This window comes from Mesonia profundi, assembly GCF_031085155.1.
Classification (GTDB): Bacteria; Bacteroidota; Bacteroidia; order Flavobacteriales; family Flavobacteriaceae; genus Mesonia; species Mesonia profundi.
Map to the genome: position 1 here is coordinate 12,488 of NZ_JAVHUL010000037.1, position 18,246 is coordinate 30,733.

Annotated in this window: 13 protein-coding genes, 1 tRNA gene and 1 pseudogene; 2 read left to right on the forward strand and 13 right to left on the reverse strand. The window is 37.8% G+C overall.

The features are described from left to right. Positions 1 to 9: 9 nt before the first annotated feature. The 9 genes and pseudogenes from RBU60_RS11960 to RBU60_RS12005 all read right to left on the reverse strand — a co-directional run bounded on the left by RBU60_RS11960 (position 10) and on the right by RBU60_RS12005 (position 13,561). Positions 10 to 3,213, reverse strand: a complete 3,204-nt coding sequence (locus RBU60_RS11960; RefSeq protein WP_407660206.1) for a heavy metal translocating P-type ATPase — start codon at positions 3,211 to 3,213, stop codon at positions 10 to 12. Between the two features lie 220 nt (positions 3,214 to 3,433). Next, a complete protein-coding gene (locus tag RBU60_RS11970) occupies positions 3,434 to 3,889 on the reverse strand; it encodes a heme-binding domain-containing protein (RefSeq protein ID WP_308865286.1) in 456 nt (151 codons plus the stop codon). After that, positions 3,890 to 4,480, reverse strand: a complete 591-nt coding sequence (locus RBU60_RS11975) for a DUF3347 domain-containing protein (protein ID WP_308865287.1) — start codon at positions 4,478 to 4,480, stop codon at positions 3,890 to 3,892. A gap of 67 nt (positions 4,481 to 4,547) precedes the next feature. Then, positions 4,548 to 4,868 (reverse strand): four-helix bundle copper-binding protein, encoded by a 321-nt coding sequence (locus RBU60_RS11980; protein WP_308865288.1) that lies wholly within the window; start codon positions 4,866 to 4,868, stop codon positions 4,548 to 4,550. Positions 4,869 to 4,903: 35 nt separating this feature from the next. Then, a pseudogene (locus RBU60_RS11985) lies at positions 4,904 to 7,267 on the reverse strand (multicopper oxidase domain-containing protein). A gap of 68 nt (positions 7,268 to 7,335) precedes the next feature. Beyond that, entirely contained in the window at positions 7,336 to 7,902 is a 567-nt protein-coding gene (locus tag RBU60_RS11990) for a helix-turn-helix domain-containing protein (protein WP_308865289.1), read from the reverse strand. 2 nt (positions 7,903 to 7,904) lie between these two features. Beyond that, entirely contained in the window at positions 7,905 to 9,146 is a 1,242-nt protein-coding gene (locus RBU60_RS11995) for a TolC family protein (protein ID WP_308865290.1), read from the reverse strand. Positions 9,147 to 9,200: 54 nt separating this feature from the next. After that, positions 9,201 to 13,010, reverse strand: a complete 3,810-nt coding sequence (locus tag RBU60_RS12000; protein ID WP_308865291.1) for an efflux RND transporter permease subunit — start codon at positions 13,008 to 13,010, stop codon at positions 9,201 to 9,203. Between the two features lie 131 nt (positions 13,011 to 13,141). Continuing rightward, positions 13,142 to 13,561 (reverse strand): HYC_CC_PP family protein, encoded by a 420-nt coding sequence (locus RBU60_RS12005; protein ID WP_308865292.1) that lies wholly within the window; start codon positions 13,559 to 13,561, stop codon positions 13,142 to 13,144. A 402-nt stretch (positions 13,562 to 13,963) separates the two neighbouring features. Here RBU60_RS12005 and RBU60_RS12010 point away from each other — a divergent pair, with 402 nt between their 5' ends. Continuing rightward, entirely contained in the window at positions 13,964 to 15,184 is a 1,221-nt protein-coding gene (locus RBU60_RS12010; protein ID WP_308865293.1) for an MFS transporter, read from the forward strand. Between the two features lie 151 nt (positions 15,185 to 15,335). On the opposite strand, the gene RBU60_RS12015 is transcribed toward RBU60_RS12010, so the two are convergent. Both RBU60_RS12015 and RBU60_RS12020 read right to left on the reverse strand, forming a co-directional pair. Beyond that, the gene (locus RBU60_RS12015) at positions 15,336 to 15,803 is read right to left on the reverse strand and encodes a GNAT family N-acetyltransferase (protein WP_308865294.1); all 468 of its coding nucleotides are present in this window, start codon (positions 15,801 to 15,803) and stop codon (positions 15,336 to 15,338) included. A gap of 251 nt (positions 15,804 to 16,054) precedes the next feature. Next, positions 16,055 to 16,128: transfer RNA gene (locus RBU60_RS12020), tRNA-Arg, on the reverse strand. A 115-nt stretch (positions 16,129 to 16,243) separates the two neighbouring features. Here RBU60_RS12020 and RBU60_RS12025 point away from each other — a divergent pair. Next, a complete protein-coding gene (locus tag RBU60_RS12025; protein WP_308865295.1) occupies positions 16,244 to 16,753 on the forward strand; it encodes an adenine phosphoribosyltransferase in 510 nt (169 codons plus the stop codon). Here RBU60_RS12025 and RBU60_RS12030 read toward each other — a convergent pair. Together RBU60_RS12030 and RBU60_RS12035 are read right to left on the reverse strand one after the other, a co-directional pair. Continuing rightward, entirely contained in the window at positions 16,750 to 16,935 is a 186-nt protein-coding gene (locus RBU60_RS12030; RefSeq protein WP_308865296.1) for an SsrA-binding protein, read from the reverse strand. The two genes, RBU60_RS12025 and RBU60_RS12030, sit on opposite strands and share 4 nt — an antisense overlap. 75 nt (positions 16,936 to 17,010) lie before the next feature. Next, positions 17,011 to 18,048 (reverse strand): hypothetical protein, encoded by a 1,038-nt coding sequence (locus tag RBU60_RS12035; RefSeq protein ID WP_308865297.1) that lies wholly within the window; start codon positions 18,046 to 18,048, stop codon positions 17,011 to 17,013. Between the last annotated feature and the right edge of the window lie 198 nt (positions 18,049 to 18,246).

An 18,246-nucleotide genomic window follows, 5' to 3' on the forward strand; every position in this document is an offset into this window, starting at 1 on the left:
TAAGAGTTATTAATCAATTGATTTTGTTCGCAACCTCAACGCGTTAGCTATCACAGAAACCGAGCTAAAACTCATCGCCAATGCGGCAATCATAGGAGAGAGTAAAATCCCGAAAAACGGAAATAAGACTCCTGCTGCGATGGGAACGCCAAGGGTATTATAAATGAGGGCGAAAAACAGGTTCTCTTTGATATTTTTCATCACAGCATCACTCAAATTGTGCGCTTTTACAATGCCGTGTAGATCGCCTTTAACTAAAGTGATCATGGCACTTTCTATCGCGACATCGGTTCCCGTTCCCATGGCAATTCCCACATCACTTTTGGCAAGTGCCGGTGCATCATTAATCCCATCGCCGGCCATGGCAACCACTTTTCCTTCTTCTTGTAGTTTTTTGACTTCTTCCAGCTTGTCTTCCGGTAGCATTCCGGCTTTAAAGTCGGCGAGGTTAAGTTCACTCGCTACGGCTTGAGCGGTATCGTGATTATCTCCTGTGAGCATAATGACATCAATACCTTTTTCTTGTAATTCTTTGATTGCTTTGGCACTCGTTTCCTTGATTTTATCACCAATAACGACATAACCCGATACTTCGCCATCTACTGCCAAATAGGAAACTGTTTTGCCTTGTTTCTGAAAAGATTGCGCTTCTGCTTCCATATTAGATGAGATATTGGCATTGGCATATTCCATCATTTTTGCATTTCCTAAATCCAGTTTTTTACCATCCACAGTTCCTTCTACTCCTTTACCTGTCACGGCACTGAAGTTTTGGGTTTTAGAGATTTCAGTTTTTTGTTCTTTCCCGTACTTAACGGTGGCTTCTGCAAGCGGATGTTCACTAGAACTGTTGAGGGAGGCGATAAATTTTAGGATTTCAGTTTCAGAAAAGTGTGAACCAAAAACATCTATTTTCTCAACGGTGGGTTTCCCTTCTGTAATGGTTCCCGTTTTATCCACGATAAGTGTAGTCACTTTATCCATTTTCTCCAGCGCTTCGGCATTTTTAATCAATACTCCGTTTTGGGCACCTTTACCAACGCCTACCATGATAGACATAGGAGTCGCTAATCCTAAGGCGCAAGGGCAGGCGATAATCAATACCGCAATAGCGTTGACTAAGGCATACACATACGCAGGATCTGGTCCCCAAATGGCCCAAACGGCAAAAGTGATTAACGAGATAATGACCACTACGGGAACAAAATAACCTGAAACCGTATCAGCCAATTTCTGAATAGGTGCCCGACTGCGACTCGCATCGTTGACCATATGTATAATCTGAGACAACAAGGTATCGCTACCCACTTTTTCGGCTTTCATTAAGAACGATTGATTCCCGTTGATGGTTCCACTACTCACTTTATCCTCTTCAGCTTTGTCTACAGGAATAGGTTCTCCAGAAATCATCGACTCATCTACGGTCGTATTTCCTTCGGTAATGACACCGTCTACCGGGATTTTATCGCCTGGCTTTACCCGTAAAACATCTCCTTTTTGAATCTGATCTATAGAAACTTCTTCTTCCTTCCCATCGACGACGCGCACCGCTTTATTGGGTGCTAATTTTAATAATTCTTTTACGGCAGAATTGGTTTTGCTATGGGCGCGAGCTTCCAATACCTGCCCCATCAATACCAAGGTAAGAATTACGGCAGCGGCTTCAAAATAAACGTGGACGGCACCCGATTCGGTTTTAAATTGTTCAGGAAAGAAATCTGGAAATAACATCCCAAATACACTAAAAAGCCATGCCACCCCAGCACCTATCCCAATAAGGGTAAACATATTGAGGTTCCAGGTTTTGATACTGCGGTAGGCTCGTTCGAAAAACATCCAAGTCGCATAGAATACTACCGGAATAGAAAGTCCAAACTGAATCCAGTTCCACCATTTCTGTTCCATGACATCATATAGTGGATTATTTGGAATCATCTCGCTCATCGCAATCAGGAAAATGGGCAATGTGAACGCCAGTGCAATCCAGAATTTCTTCAGTAATTTTTTATAGGTTTTTTCTTCAGAAGAAACATCGGGTTGCATGGAAACAAGATCCATCCCGCAAATAGGGCAGGCTCCCGCTTCGTCTTTGACGATTTCGGGATGCATGGGGCAGGTCCATTGATCGCCTGAAGGCGCAGATAAATTTTGTTCTTCTACGAGATCCATTCCGCAAACGGGACAGTCGCCAGGTTTATCGTAAGTTTTATCGCCTTCACAGTGCATAGGACAGTAATAAACTCCCGCGGAGGCGGGATTCGCATGTTTAGAACTCTTTTTACCTGACTTCTTTTTTTCATCAGTAGGCTTAGTTGCTAAAATTGAATAACCGCCAGCATCATCTTTCAAAGCTTGCTGAAATTTCTCTAACGGAATATGCTTATCCATTTCGATTTCTGCCTGCTCTTTTTCTAAATCCACCGAAACCTTAGAAACGCCTTCCATATTGCTCAAGGTTTCCTCTACGTGTTTGCGGCAGCCGTCACAGGACATACCGCCAATATAATAGGAATGCTTCATGGCTTGCTTTTCGGAAGGCTTAGTTGTTGAAATTGAATAATTCCCACCATCATCTTTCAAAGCTTGCTGAAATTTCTCTAATGGAATATGCTTCTCCATTTCGATTTCTGCCTGCTCGTTTTCTAAATCCACCGAGACTTTAGAAACGTCTTTTACGTTGCTTAAAGTTTCTTCTACGTGCTTGCGGCAGCCGTCACAGGACATACCGCCAATATAATAGGAATGCTTCATGCCTTGTTTTTCGGAAGGCTTAGTTGTTGAAATTGAATAACTCCCACCATCATCTTTCAAGGCTTGCTGAAATTTCTCTAACGGAATATGCTTGTCCATTTCGATTTCTGCCTGCTCGTTTTCTAAATCCACCGAAACTTTAGAAACGCCCTTCACATTACTCAAGGTTTCTTCTACGTGTTTGCGGCAGCCGTTACAAGTCATACCGCCAATATAATAGGAATGCTTCATGGCTTGCTTTTCGGAAGGCTTAGTGGTAGAAATTGAATAACTCCCACCATCTTCTTTTAAAGCTTGCTGAAATTTCTCTAACGGAATATGCTTATCCATTTCGATAGTAGCTTCTTCCTTTTCAAGGTTTACAGATGCGTTGCTCACGCCCTCCACTTTAGAAAGTGTCTGCTCCACGTGACTGCGACAACCCTTACAGGTCATTCCTTTTATATGATACGTATGTTTCATTTTAATATTCTTTAAATTGTAGGTAAAGTGCACCCAAAATAATTATGAGTTTTACCGTATAAATTAAATAATTCAATCCTCTATGTACTTGGTTTGACATAATATCCTTACTTCCTGTCTTACCATATGCTTTCATAGGTCTTCATTTTATACCTAAAAAAGAGAAAGGGTTTTATACTAACCAACCAATGAAAAAGTGTTCCTTTCTCTTTTCAGGATTTTAATTTAGACTATCCTTTAACTTTGCCATGAAGTCAATAATAATTTGTGCATCAACATTAGAAAGCATCGCATCTCTATGAATAAATGTATAGCTTTCTAGAGGCATTTCCCCATTTTCTATTTGTTTAATAATGGATCTTAACTTGCTCTTCTTTCTTCGATCTGATAGCGAGTCCCATTCGTTGAAATTAAGCTCAGCTTTTCCTTCCTTAACATGGTCTTTCAAAAACCAAGCTGCTGGCTGTACTTTATTGTACCAGGGATAAGCCGTATTGTTACTATGGCAATCATAGCAGGAAACCTGTAATTTTTTTTGAATTTTTTCTGGCACATTATTGACCAACATAAAATCAGTATCAGGTGTTGCGTAGCTTTCATTGCGTTCTGTAGGGAAAAATTGAATCACTACGAATGCGATTATTGCTATCCAAGCTATGATTTTAAGAACTTTCACTTAGTTAATTTCTCGCTGTACTTTACCACATTTCAACATTTGGCTACCGTAATAAGGATTTCTTACTTCTTCTTTAGTACTTAACCAAGCAGTACCGCCATCATACATAGGACAAAATTGTTCATATAATTTTACCTCAGTTCCCGTGATAGCTACCATATCTGTCATGTCTTTACTCAACGTCTTAAAATGCTCACGTTGGTGTTTAATTTCACTCTTAGCAATATGCTCTGCATGTTCGGTAGCATCTTCAATGATATCTTTCAATTCCGTTTGCTCACTTTCAGAATAGTTTGACACATCAAAAGATTTTAAGGAAGTTGTCAACGTCATCCCCAAATCTTTAGCTTTAGCTTGATCATCGTTCACTAAGGCATCTTTCAAATTGAAATAATCTTTCAGAATAACTTCAGAACTTGACTCCTGACTATCATTCATCGCTATATCACCAGAATTTTTAGTTGTTTCTTGTTGCGCTTCATTATCCATAGCAGCCGTTGCTTCTTTTTGATTAGCATCTTTACAGGATATGGTTAAAATCATTGTAGCCGCAAGAGCTAGTGTTCCAATACTTCTTTTTACTGTTTTCATTTTATTTATTTTTAAAAGTTAAAATTTATGAGTACTCCTCGTCTATAAAAGATGGAGGTTTTATTAATTAAGCTAAATAAGCTTCACAAGCCTCTGCACATTTTTTACATGCTTCTGCGCAATCTTTACAATGTTGATGATCGTGTTTACCACATTCTTCAGCACATTTTTTACAGATCTCGTGGCATTTTTCTACCATCGCTTTCGCAAATTCAGAATCCATAGCCAATAGTTTTACCGTTGTGCTACATACTTCCGCGCAAGCTCTATCTGTTCTAATACAATCTACCATCATCTTGATATTTTCGGTATCAAGGCAAGCATCTGAACAGTAGTTACAGTGTGCAATACAATTGTTTAAGGCTTCAATTAATTTTTGATTTTTCATAGTTTTTATTTTAGTTATTAATAATTTATTTTCTTTTAAAATCTTGCGGATAGTCCGCCTCCAGCTCCAAACCGGCTATCATAACTTCCCATTAAAGAGAAGTCTCGTGATAAATAGTATTCTACACCGGCACTCCAAGTGCTTTCCTTGTTGAAATGATCTCCTGCGGGAAGCTCGTCTACCCATCCAAAATCGGCTTGATATTCATAATTACCGAATATTGCTGTCCGCGGAAATATGAGAATCTCCCGACTCAAACTAATTTGCGGACGCAACTTGCTATCAATGCGTACATCGAGATTAAATAAATAAGGTGTTAAAAACCGAATCCCTGCAATGGCAGTGGTTGAAATCTCATCTACATGATTTTCCATTTCATTTTCAACGTTCACTCCACCAAATATCCTTAAATTATCGTGTAGATAACGCTCATAGGTGACTTCGGCTTCCAGATTTTCATTCCAACCATATTCTGCCGAAACATTAAATTGATTGCGAATATTGGAAGCTACAAAATCAAAAGAAGCCATATGTGAAGCCACATCGACCAACGACCAAGTGAAGAATGGATCTGTTTCATTAATTAAATTGGAAACTGGATGCTCTTTCATTCTAGGATCGCGTGGGGTGTCGTAACTTATGATTCTGTCCATTCCACTATTCATATGGTAAAGGATGTGACAATGCAAAAACCAATCCCCGTACTCATCGCCATTATTGCCATAAAACTCGATGGTAACTTCCTGCATCGGCGGGACGTTTATGGTGTGTTTTAAGGGAGAATATTCCCCGTTTTTGTTGATTACCCTAAAAAAGTGACCGTGTAAGTGCATGGGATGGTGCATCATTGTTAAGTTGTTGTAGGTAATCCTGGTTACTTCATCGCCACTTATCTTTATCTTATCGGTTTCACTTAGTGGCCTACCATTCATACTCCAAATGTAACGGTTCATATTTCCGGTAAGGTTGAGCAGTATTTCATGAACAGGAAGATCTGGATCGTATGCCGTTTTTTCGGGTGCTTTGAGGTAATCATAATTGTATTATGAAAACATGTCCATGCCGTCCATTTGCATACCGTCATTCATTTTCTTTTTAGTTTCCATCTTGGAATGATTCACCCCAACCATAGCTGTAGAATCTTTCTTCATTCCTGTCTGGTCTACAGGCGGGTTCATATTGGAATGTTTCATTTCTGCCTTGTCGGAAGTTGACTCTGAATGCTTCATATTCATTTTGTCATGTCCCATCTCCATATCGTCCATCTGCATCCCGTATTCCTTTTTCATTTCATAACGCTCGTCTTTTTTGGGGCGGAATTTTAAGGCATGTGCGCCCATTTTCATATCCATTTTCGCCATTTGCTGCATCATCTTTATTTTATCGGGCTTCGAGACCACTTCCGCGGGGAGTAGTTTACCTTGACCAATAGTTGCAGTGCTTGTTCCCGACCCATCTTGTGCCATAGCGCGCAGCTCAATTTTTCCTTTTTGTGGAACAGTAACGATAAAATCATAAGTCTCGGCTGTGGCTATAAAAGTTTTGTTGTGAGCCACGGGAACTACATCTTGCCCATCGGCAGAAACTAAGAGTGGCGTTTTACCACCAAAAGTCAACCAAAATTGTGAGGAGGCCGAACCATTTATAAGTCGCAGTCGAATTTTTTCTCCTGGTTCAAATTGAGTATAATCAATAGATTCTTCGCCATTGATTAAAAATGCAGGATAATAAACGTCGGCAATGTCTGCGCCATCCATGCGTTGGCGCCAAAAATCGAGTTGTGCTCCAAAAGCTCCACGGGAAATCACCTGATTCAAGGGAGTGGAAGTTCCTTTCTTCATTTGATACCATTCATTTCCACGCTTAAGATTTCGCAATACATTTTTAGGTTTTTCATTGGTCCAGTCAGAAAGCATCAATACCAAATCCTTATCATAATCCAAGGTTTTTTCTTTGGGATTAATTAAAAGAGAACCAAAAACGCCACTTTGTTCCTGAAACATCGTGTGTGAATGATACCAATAGGTCCCCGATTGTTTTAAAGGAAATTCATATTTAAAAGTAGTCCCTGGTTGTATAGGCGGGGTGGTTAAATAGGGGACACCGTCCATAAAATTGGGCAACAACATGCCGTGCCAATGCACCGAAGTTTCCACGCTCATTTCGTTTTTCACGTAGATAACCGCATATTCACCTTCTGTAAATTCAAGCGTAGGACCAGGAATAGTCCCATTAACGGTCATTCCTTTTACTTCTTTTCCAGCTTTATTCACCATTTCTTCCTTGAGGGTCAAGGTGTATTCACGCACGGGCAAATTATCTACATTGGCTTCTTTTTGTGCAAATACCATATTGCTGAAAAACAACATCAGCAGTAATATGTAACCTATTTTTTTCATAGAATTGTTTTCTTGTTATAAAGATACCTCTCTAATTCAGCAAGTTGTGTCATAATTTTGGTTAATATCTATACAATTTGGTCTAAAGGATTTCTAAAATTATTGTGTTGGGTCTTGTATTGGGATAAACTCAGTCCTGTTTCCGCTTTAAACTGTCGGCTTAAATGGTTGAGATGACTATAGTCTAAAAGCTGACTTATTTCCGTAAAGTTTTTTTCTTTTGCCTGAATTAATTCCTTCACTTTCTCAATCTTTAACTTTATAAAATACTTCTCAATAGTGACTCCTTCCGTAAAGGAGAACACTTTACTGATTTTTGAGTAGTCTTGATGCATGTTTTTTGCTAAATAAGTGGACAGCTTTTCTTCCAAATCAAGTGGAAGACTGTCTAATATTTTGATAAGCTTTATTTTAACTTTTTCGGTTAATTTATCTTCGGCAGAATCAATAAGTTCAAACCCGTTACTTTCTATAATCGCTTTCAGTTGACCTATTTCTTTATCATTTTTGATATTTAGCTGTAAACGTCCAAGCTCAATTTCTTGCAATTCTATTTGCTGTGCTTCAATTTCATTCTTGAGCACTTTGATGCAACGATTGCACACCATATTTTTTAAGTAAACAGTTTTAATCATAATTACTTAATTAAGTAGTTGATAATGGATTGTTGCACATAATAGGTTTGTACCGATTCTATTTGATTCATCTGAAATTTGAGTTGTAACTCCTGAATATCCAGTACATCATTAAAGTTGATGCTACCCGTCTCATAATTTTTAATAAGAATTTCTTCCGCATCTTTGGCTTGTTTTAAGTTTTTAGCTTGGGTATTAAACTTAATTCGAGCTTGGTTGCGTTGTGAAATTGCTTTTGCAAAAGCAGACTCCAATACATTTAAACGTTGTTCTTTTTGTGTAGTAATTTCTTGCTGGCGCAGCTCATTCTGCCTTGAAACAGATTTGTATTTATTATTGAAAATAGGAATTGATACAGAAAGCATGGGCATTAGAATATCCTTACCATTTTCAAAAGGATTCATATCTGTTCTTTTACTCACGGCTAAATAATCTACTCCAAATCCAATAGTAGGTGCGCTTTCTCGTTGGTTAAGCAGTTCAGATTGTGTAACAGAGGTATAGAGTTTATCATATTTAAGCAATTCGGGATTGAGTGATAAGGCATTGAAGCTCAACATTATATCCTCCTTTGGTAATGGTAAGGATGACACCGTTTCTACAGAAACATCATAATCCCGATTCAGTAATTTATTGAAGGCTGCTTGGATTCCTATAGCTTGTTGCGTTAGTACTTCTTTTTCTTGAGCTAATTCATTTTGTCTTATTTGGAGTCGCAATACATCTACCGCAGAGGCTTTGCCTACTTCTATTGAAGTGAGTGCCAAACGCTCATAAGTTTCTAAAAGCGGAATATTCTCCTTAAGTACCTCTTGCTTTGTTCTTATTTCATACAATTTGTAATAGGTCTCAGCAACCGAAAGTGCTAGTTTTCGTTTAGCAATGGTGATTTCTACATACTCAGTTTCTGCCATAGAAGTCGCATAATTTTCACGAGCCGAAATAGTTCCAAACCAGGGCAACATTTGTTTAACTCCAATTTTTGCGCGTTGTGCTCCTACGCGAGTTTCGGGTTCACTCAAAAAGTAACCAGCACTAACTTCTGTATTGGGCAACCATTTGGCTTCCTTTACTTTTTCCTCGGCTATTTTATGCCTCAATTCAAAAGATTGAATCTCGGGATTGTTTTCTTGAGCTTCTTGAATGTAGGATTGTAAATCCTGCGCGGAAGCAGAGTGAAAAGTGAACAAGGAAAGGAGAAGAAAGACTCCTTGAACTACGTATGTTTTTTTATTAATTTTCATTTCGATTCGTTTTTTAGTCTATGCTCTATATTCTTTTCACTTTCACTTTCACTTTTAGTTTCTAGTTTTTAACTTTTTCATCTCCCTTTCTTTCTTCCAACTATACAACACTGGCACTAAGAAATAGGAGGTAATGTCAATAAGCATCCCACCAAAAATGGGAATCGCCATGGGAATCATGATATCACTGCCTTTTCCTGTAGAGGTTAAAACGGGGAGAAGCGCAAGAATGGTGGTTACCGTAGTCATTAAACAAGGTCGAATTCTCTTTCCTGCGGCTTCTAAGGTGGCACTTCGTATTCCTTTTTTATCTTGTGGCCTTTCTCTGTCGAAAGTTTGTGTAAGGTAGGTGGCCATGACCACGCCATCATCGGTTGCAATACCAAACAGTGCAATGAAACCAACCCATACGGCCACACTTAGATTGATGGTTTTCATATTAAACAGATCACGCATATTCTCACCAAACAGGCTGAAGTTGAAAAACCAATCCTGACCATAAAGCCAAATCATGATAAAACCACCAGCGAAAGCCACAGTAATTCCTGTAAAAACCATTAACGATGTGGAAACCGATTTAAACTGAAAATACAAAATCAGAAAGATGATGACCAGTGCTAAGGGCACCACAATAGAAAGTGTTTTTTCTGCGCGTAATTGATTTTCATAAGTTCCGGTAAAGCGATAACTCACTCCTTTTGGAACTATTAACTCAGCCTTGTCTATTTTTTCTTGAATGAGTGCTTGCGCATTTTCTACCACATCTACTTCCGCAAAGCCATCAAGTTTATCAAATAAGACATAGCCAATCAAAAAGGTATCTTCACTTTTTATCACTTGCGGCCCTTGCTCGTACCGAATATTTACCAATTCACCTAAAGGCACCGGACTCCCTTTCTCTACAGGAACATAAATGTCTTTGATATCATCGGGATTTGATCGCAACTCACGAGGGTAACGTACTCTTACTCCATAACGCTCGCGACCTTCTACCGTTTGGGTAAGCGGGATGCCGCCAATAGCGACTTGCAGCACTTCTTGAACGTCTGCAATAGAAATACCGTATCTAGCCAATTGATCTCTCTTAATATCAATTAGCAAATAAGGTTTCCCCACAATTCGGTCTGCAAACACCGCTTGTTCTTTTACGCCTTCGGCTTGTTTAAGAATTTCTTCCAATGCTAAGCCAAAATCTTCTATGGTTTTTAAATCGGGGCCTTTTACCTTAATTCCCATGGGAGCTCGCATTCCAGTTTGTAACATAACCAAACGAGTTTCAATGGGTTGCAATTTAGGTGCAGAAGTGACGCCTGGCAGTTTGGTAACTTTTACAATCTCGTTCCAAATATCATCAGGATTTTCAATTTCTGGACGCCAGTTTCTATAGTATTCACCATCATCATCGGGTATCAAATCGGTATGCTTAAGGTTTAGCTTCGCTGAAATGCTTCCTTTTTTTCTAGCAGTTTCAACCGCATCTGGATTGACTTCAGTATTAGTATTGTAGTGTAATTTCTCGTTCTTCAGTAGAAAAAGCCCCTCCTCGTTTACTTGATAACGCTGTCGGTCCCCGTTTTTATTCCGCATAAATTCAGCTTTATACTGAATTACGTTTTCATACATAGAAAGAGGAGCAGGGTCGAGAGCAGATTCTGTTCTTCCTGCTTTTCCTACTACAGTTTCAATCTCTGGAATACTAGCCACGGCCATATCGAGTTGCTGCAGCACACGCTTATTCTCATCGACTCCCGCGTGGGGTAAAGAAGTAGGCATTAATAAGAAGGAACCTTCATTAAGTGCGGGCATAAATTCTTTTCCCGTATTTTTCATGATTATCACACCTAAAACCAATACGGTAGTTGGGATAATTAAAAATAGAATTCGGTTTTGAAGTGCCCAATTTAAAATCCTGTGGTAATATTTTTGAAAGATGGAGAATATACCCAGCAATCCGAAGCAGATGCTGCCAACAAAAAGTAAATTCATGGCTATGCTTCTGTCAAAACCTAAGGGTCGCCAATATTCAGCTAACAACAATACAATCGCTGCCGCGGAAATAATGATGTTGATGAGATTCTGAGTAATGGAAAAACGAAAAGCGAACAGTGAAAAGGTATAAGGTTTAGATTTTGACCTAAGGAACCAAATCCCATTAATTCCGAAGGCAATGAGTACAAGACCAAACCAGCTTCCGAAGAAAATCGCAGTGACTCCCAGAAGGATTAAGACGCAGTTAAGCACATATTTTGCAGGTTCTTTAATGTTGGTTTTTCTAAAAAGAAAAGCTGCAAATGGCGGAATCAAGAAAAGTGCAATAATTAATGAGGCTGTTAGTGCCATGGTTTTGGTAAAAGCAAGAGGTCTAAATAACTTTCCTTCTGCACCTACCATGGTAAAGACTGGCAAAAAACTGATAATCGTGGTGAGAACTGCGGTAAGAATAGCACCAGAAACCTCGGCGGTAGCATTATAAATTACGGCATTGATTTCTAATTTTTCGCTTTCTATTTTTAATTTGTCATTCTCCTCTAAATGCCGAATCATATTTTCGGCCAAGATGACCCCAACATCTACCATCGTACCAATGGCAATCGCAATCCCAGAAAGGGCGACGATATTGGCATCTACATCAAAAAGTTTCATAGTGATAAACACCATGAGAACGGCCACGGGTAGGAGTCCTGAAATTAGAAGAGAAGCTCTCAAATTAAAAACCATGACAATAATCACGAGAATGGTAATTAAAATTTCAAGAGTGAGGGCTTCGTTAAGGGTAGATAAAGTTTCTTGAATCAGTTCAGAACGATCATAAAAAGGAACAATGGTCAATTGCGAAGTACGGCCATCTGCTAGTGTTTTAGTGGGAAGTCCAGAAGAAATTTCAGCAATTTGATCTTTCACATTATTGATTACTTCTAACGGATTGGCACCATACCTGGCTACTACAACTCCGCCAACCACTTCTGCACCTTCTTTATCTAAAATCCCGCGTCTAGCTTGTGGTCCCAAATGCACATGGGCAATATCTTTAATACGGATGGAAGTGAAATTTTCTGAAGTAATTACTGCATTTTCAATATCAGCCACCGATTTCACATAACCTAATCCACGAACTAAATATTCAGCTTGATTAATTTCTAAGGTTTGTGCTCCAATATCTTGGTTGCTTTCCTTAACTGCTTTTACAATCGCATCCAAATCAATATTGTATTGACGCATTTTTTCGGGATCAACATCTACTTGATACTCTTGTACATAACCTCCAATGGAGGCTACTTCAGAAACTCCACTTGCTGAAGACAAACCATATTTGACGTAGTAATCTTGAATGCTGCGAAGTTCGTGTAAATCCCATCCTCCTGTAACATTGCCTTCTTTATCCCTACCTTCTAAAGTGTACCAAAATATCTGACCCAATCCTGTTGCATCTGGACCCAAAGCTGGATTCACATCATTAGGTAATAAGTTGGCAGGAAGAGAATTGAGTTTTTCTAGAATGCGACTTCGTGACCAATAAAATTCAACGTCTTCTTCAAAAATGATGTAAATACTAGAAAATCCAAACATAGAAGAACTACGAATGGTTTTCACACCGGGAATACCTAATAAGGAAGTGGTTAGGGGATAGGTGATCTGATCTTCAATGTCTTGTGGAGAGCGACCTTCCCATTTGGTAAAAACGATTTGTTGGTTTTCGCCTATATCAGGAATAGCATCGACTGCTACAGGATCTAAATATTCCGAAATTGCTGTATTCGCAGGAAAGAAGGGTGCGTTTATAACTCCCCAACCTACAAAGAGCGCCAGTAGAAGAACTGCGATCAGTTTATTTTCTATAAGAAATTTGATGCTTTTATTGAGCATAGGAAATGATTATTAGACAGTTAAAAAAAGCTGTTTTGTTTGTTTCTTGAAAAATTAGAAACTACAAAATGAGCCCAAAACGAAAGTACCGCTGGGCTTAATCCCCGATTAGCATCGGGCTGTCTAATAAATTAAATTAAGAAAGTCTGGTGCAACACTTGCACGTCCCGTTTGAAAAAGGGAGGCGAGTAATCTACAAAAGGAACTTGTTTAGATTCAGTTCCTTCAAACAGACTGATGTAAGCGTATGTAAATGATGCAACAAAAATTTGTTGCTCTAAGTTAAGCTGGTCGAATGAAATTTTAAGATCATCTTGCCCTTCTTTGACCACTTGCTTGTCAGAGCAACATGATTTCTCTGAAAGACTAGGATTTTCACAGCTAGAAGTGGACTGCATTTTTTCCATTCCGCAGGTTTCCACCTGTTGCGTAAAAGAAAAATCAACCAAAGTTTCTCCGCAATAGTGCACATCCATAGTGAATGACATCGTAGTCATAAGAACTACAGCTGCCATAAAAACAGTCATTATATTATGGAGAAATTTTTTCATCGCTGTAAAAGTATTAAAAATAACATTAAATAGTATTTTTTTTAACTTACTTTTTTATAAGGAGGATAATTAGTAGGTACGGTTAAAACTTTTAAAGTGATAAGCATTCTTCAGGGGAAGTGAGAAACGAAAGATTTGTGTATTTCAATATTAAACTGTTATTTACTAGATAATTGAAATCATTTCTCATTTCTATTATCTAAAAGCATTGCGATCTAAGATCTTAAGTCAGGCACGACTAATTGATGATTAAAATCTAGCCTTAATGCCGCTTATTAGAGAATATTGATTTTTCACGGCTTGTATTTTTAAGCCTTATATTGATTGTCTTATTGAAAATAAGCTTAAAATAATATCTTCAGTAAGGTGATTGAGAAACAAGTTCCTTTGTAAGTTTGCAAAATGATTAAAAACGTAGCAAGTTCAACTGAAGCTATAAGTGAGCCGAGAAAAGCTCAAAAAGGCACTGCTCGATACAATCGTATAAAATGGGCTATTTTTCTTGCCGGAATTTCTGTTTTTGCTCAGTTGTATGATTTTCAAGCTTTATTAGGTTCGGTATCAGATGAATTTGGTAAAACACCTTCTCAGAGTAGTTACTTGGTGTCTGCAAGCACCTTTGGGATGGCTTTTGGATTGTTGATCTTCGCTTTTATCGCCGATAATTTCAACCGAAAAAACATCATGGTTTTTAGTCTTTTAAGTTCTACGGCACTTACCCTAATGACTCCGTTAATCATGAATTTTGAAGTTTTGGTGGGCTTAAACTTCTTAAAAGGAGCTTTTGTCTCGGGGGTGTCGGCTGTGACTTTGGCCTACTTGTCGGAAGAAGTAGATAAATCATCTTTAGGAACTGCTATAAGCTTTTATCTTGCCGGTAACACCTTTGGTGGGATGTTTGGGCGGGTGACAACAGCACTTTTAGAAGGTTGGTTTAATTGGAAAATATCGGTGTTATTTATTGGTGTTCTAGGTCTTGTGAGCGCACTTTTTTTTATACGTGTATTTCCACATTCGCGATTTTTTGAACCTGTACGTATTCCTGTTAAAATAAAACTTTCTCGTATGGGTAAAATGCTGACTAACCTTAACCTACTGGGGATTTATATCATTGCCTTTTGTATTATGGGAAGTTTTGTGAGTGTCTATAATTACTTAGGATTTGAACTGAAAGCGCCGCCTTATAATCTTCCGCATTACCTCATTGCCGCTATTTTCTTGATGTATGCTTTTGGAATTATAGGGAATTTAGTGGCTGGAAGTTTGTCAGATAAATACTCCTCAAAACGTATTATTCGTCTTGCTTTACTCGCTTTTATTTTAGGGATTGCGCTCATGTTTTCCAGCAACCTTATTTTACTGCTTCTAGGCTTAACTATTTTTACCATCGCTTTTTTTAGCGCACATACGGTGGCGGGCCGATTGGTGACGGAACTCACCGAAAAAGGAAAGTCCATGGCAACTTCCTTATATTGGTTATTTTATTATGTAGGGTCCAGTTTAATTGGCACCTCCACAGGCGTTTTTGTCAATAATGGTGCGTGGACTTCCTTTTTTGGTGTTTTATTAGGCCTCGGAGTTTTGTCCTATTTTATCTGTTTATACAGTACGTGTAAGTTATAAGGGAAGAGGAACTTACTACATGTTGAAAAATATAGTTTGTTATAAAGAGACTAGAGGATGAGGTATATAATCAGGTATTCTATAAGCTAGAAGACAATGTTCGACTCTTGAATTATTTCCGGGAGAAAATCTTTAGTCTATTTCTAAAGTATCAAAGATGTTTCTCCATTTTAATATTAGCTCTCTCATAAAAACCTTTTTCTAATTCCACTTCTAAAAAACCATATTTTCGATACAGATGAATGGCAGATTCTAATCGAGTATTGGAATATAAAACGATGATCTTAATTTGTTTTTGAGTTGCAAAACGCAAGCAATGTTCCAGTAGCATTGTTCCAATTCTATGACCCTGAGCTTTTTTTGAGACGGCCATTTTCCCTAATTCAAAAATATTTTCTTTTTTCTTTAATAAGGAATAAGTTCCTACTATTTCTTCATTTACTTGTGCATAGAAAATAAATCCTCCTTTGTCCATGATTTCTTTCTTTGGATTGGAGAGTGAAAGGATATCACTTTCTTCCAGTCGGAAATATTTTTCAAGCCATTCATAATTGAGCGTTTTAATAGGTTCTTGTAGGTCATCAGAAAATTCTATTATTTCAACTTTTTGGAGGCTCATACTCGTTTTATATTTTGTAATAGTGTGTAAATGAAAAAAAACAGCATTTACAAAAGCTTTGTAAAGTATTGGTTTTAATGGTGACCTTGCCTCTGATTTTGTGAAGCTCTCTGTTGCAAATAAGAAACCCCACTTCGCTTAAGGAGAAGTTGATTTTTTATGTTCATCTGCTTTCAAAAGCCACCGACTTTCGACGCTTCTAAGCATAAAAAAAACCACGCTCTAAAAAAAGCGTGGTTTCTTGCTTGTAGTGACCTTGCCAAGATTCAAACTTGGAACCTCCTGAGCCGTAATCAGGTGCGCTATTCAGTTGCGCCACAAGGCCGTTTTGAAGACGCAAAGATATTTCTTTTCTGTAAAAGAACAAACATTTTTGTTTAAAATTCGAATTTTAATTTCAAAAGCTTCTTCTTATCTTGAGTGCCACTAAGATAAGTCTTATGAATATCAAATCTTTAATACGAAACGTCCCTAATTTCCCTAAAGAAGGAATCAGCTATAAAGACGTAACGCCACTCTTGCTAAATCCTGAAGCAATGGATTTCTACGTACAAAAATGGGCAAATCAAATCGATTCCCCTATAGATAAAGTAGTGGGCATTGAAAGTCGGGGTTTTTTCTTTGCTACTTTATTGGCCAAAAAACTGAATGCAGGTTTTGTTCCCATACGAAAATCAGGAAAATTACCTTACCAGACTTTGCAAGAAAGCTATGCGTTGGAATATGGAAAAGATGAATTGGAAATTCATACCGATGCGATTCAACCCAGAGAAAGAGTGCTGATTCACGACGATGTGCTGGCCACGGGAGGAACCGCAAAAGCTGCCTGTAATTTGGTGGAACGCTTAGGCGGAGAAATCGTACAGTGTAACTTCTTAATAGAACTTTCGTTCTTAGAAGGAAGAAATCAATTGCCCGGTAGGGAAATTACGTCTTTAATACAGTATTAGTTTTGGAGTAATTTCTGATTGGGGTTGGTAGAGGCGTGCTTGGTAACCCAAGCTTTCCAACCAATAATGGCTAATTGAAATTTAGAAGCTTTTTGTAAATCAAGTCCTTTCTTGGTGTAATTGGGTAAAATTACCTTGTTAAGTTTAGAAAGTCCTCTAAAAAATGTGGTTTTAAGTCCCATGGTTTTTATTTTAAAAATACAAAATCCTTGAAGCACAAGCGCTCAAGGATTCGTTTTTTAAGAAAATTATAGGTTTTAAGGCCGAGTCGTAATAACCAGGACGCCATGTTTTGCTTTTTCGCCATACTTTTCAATGGCTTTCTCTCCTTCTACGATAAAAACACTTTGTATTAATTTTTTATCTAGCTTTTCTATAAAGCTGCGAGAAACTTCTTTATTATTTACCATAAGTAACGGATGATCCTTTCTTAAAAAAGTTTGATATTTTTCTTGTTGTAATACTTTTTCAGCCGAAATACTTTTTTCTTCTCCTTTTTTATGCAAGCGAACATTCATAAGTTTCTCTCCATTAGTCTTGATTTTAAAACTAGTCTCAGCTTCTTTTTCGGTATAAAATGAAATCTCTTTTATTTGTTTGGCGGGGAGCGAGGTTATTTTATCTTTTTTAACGATAACGCCATCAATAGCGTAAGTATAGGTTGGTTGTTGTTTTCTTTTCTTAAGCGGTGTCTTTTTACTAGATTTCTTTTCTCTATAGACTTTGTCTCGCTCCTGTTTTTCTTTGAGAATTTCTTTACGGGAATTGAGATGATTAGTACTGTTTTTTAATTTCATTTCAAGGGCTCCATTCTCAGCTTTCTTTCCATACTTTTCTATAGCACTTTCGCCTTTAAGAACGTTTAGGCTTTCAATTTGATGCGGCTTAACCTGATTAAATTCTTCTTCAGTAACTTTCTTACCGTCTATAAAAATAAGTGGTTTGTCTTTTTTGAAAGCTAAAGCAGAAGCGATTTCACTGTTTTGATTCGGGGTTTGCGCGGCCATAATTTCTTTCGAGGATTTTTCAGGAACTTCCTTTATGATAATAGCTCCGTCTTTGGCTTTCTTTCCGTAGATTTTTTGTGCTTCTTCCGGATTAAGTTTTTCTACTCTTAAGGCAGAGTTCTCTTTAAACGTGTGTGTGTTTTTTTGTGATTTATCTACTTCTTTTCCATTAATAATGGTCAATGGATTTTCACCTAACTTATCAGAAGAGGTGATTTTGTTTTTACTAGAAACACCATTTTTAGCTATAATAGTAGCTTCATTCTTCCGAGTCCAAATTTTAAGCATATTTTTTACAGGTTCCAATTGTATAGGAAACGCTTTCTTATCATTTAAAGTTATATTTTTTATAAACCTAGAATTTCCTTCAAATTTGGTGCTAATAGTCAAAGATGTAATTTTTTTATCCCTTGAATTCAACTCATAAACGCAACTTTTAGCGAATGATGATATAGTTATTTTTCAGAAGAAAGAAGGGAATGTTTC

What these genes read in the sequence shown, in the direction of transcription:
- RBU60_RS11960 (WP_407660206.1), bottom strand. Translation starts at nt 3,213, where the DNA reads ATGAAACATACGTATCATATAAAAGGAATGACCTGTAAGGGTTGTCGC.
- RBU60_RS11975 (WP_308865287.1), bottom strand. Translation starts at nt 4,480, where the DNA reads ATGAAAACAGTAAAAAGAAGTATTGGAACACTAGCTCTTGCGGCTACA.
- RBU60_RS11980 (WP_308865288.1), bottom strand. Translation starts at nt 4,868, where the DNA reads ATGAAAAATCAAAAATTAATTGAAGCCTTAAACAATTGTATTGCACAC.
- RBU60_RS11990 (WP_308865289.1), bottom strand. Translation starts at nt 7,902, where the DNA reads ATGATTAAAACTGTTTACTTAAAAAATATGGTGTGCAATCGTTGCATC.
- RBU60_RS11995 (WP_308865290.1), bottom strand. Translation starts at nt 9,146, where the DNA reads ATGAAAATTAATAAAAAAACATACGTAGTTCAAGGAGTCTTTCTTCTC.
- RBU60_RS12000 (WP_308865291.1), bottom strand. Translation starts at nt 13,010, where the DNA reads ATGCTCAATAAAAGCATCAAATTTCTTATAGAAAATAAACTGATCGCA.
- RBU60_RS12005 (WP_308865292.1), bottom strand. Translation starts at nt 13,561, where the DNA reads ATGAAAAAATTTCTCCATAATATAATGACTGTTTTTATGGCAGCTGTA.
- RBU60_RS12010 (WP_308865293.1), top strand. Translation starts at nt 13,964, where the DNA reads ATGATTAAAAACGTAGCAAGTTCAACTGAAGCTATAAGTGAGCCGAGA.
- RBU60_RS12015 (WP_308865294.1), bottom strand. Translation starts at nt 15,803, where the DNA reads ATGAGCCTCCAAAAAGTTGAAATAATAGAATTTTCTGATGACCTACAA.
- RBU60_RS12025 (WP_308865295.1), top strand. Translation starts at nt 16,244, where the DNA reads ATGAATATCAAATCTTTAATACGAAACGTCCCTAATTTCCCTAAAGAA.
- RBU60_RS12030 (WP_308865296.1), bottom strand. Translation starts at nt 16,935, where the DNA reads ATGGGACTTAAAACCACATTTTTTAGAGGACTTTCTAAACTTAACAAG.
- RBU60_RS12035 (WP_308865297.1), bottom strand. Translation starts at nt 18,048, where the DNA reads ATGCTTAAAATTTGGACTCGGAAGAATGAAGCTACTATTATAGCTAAA.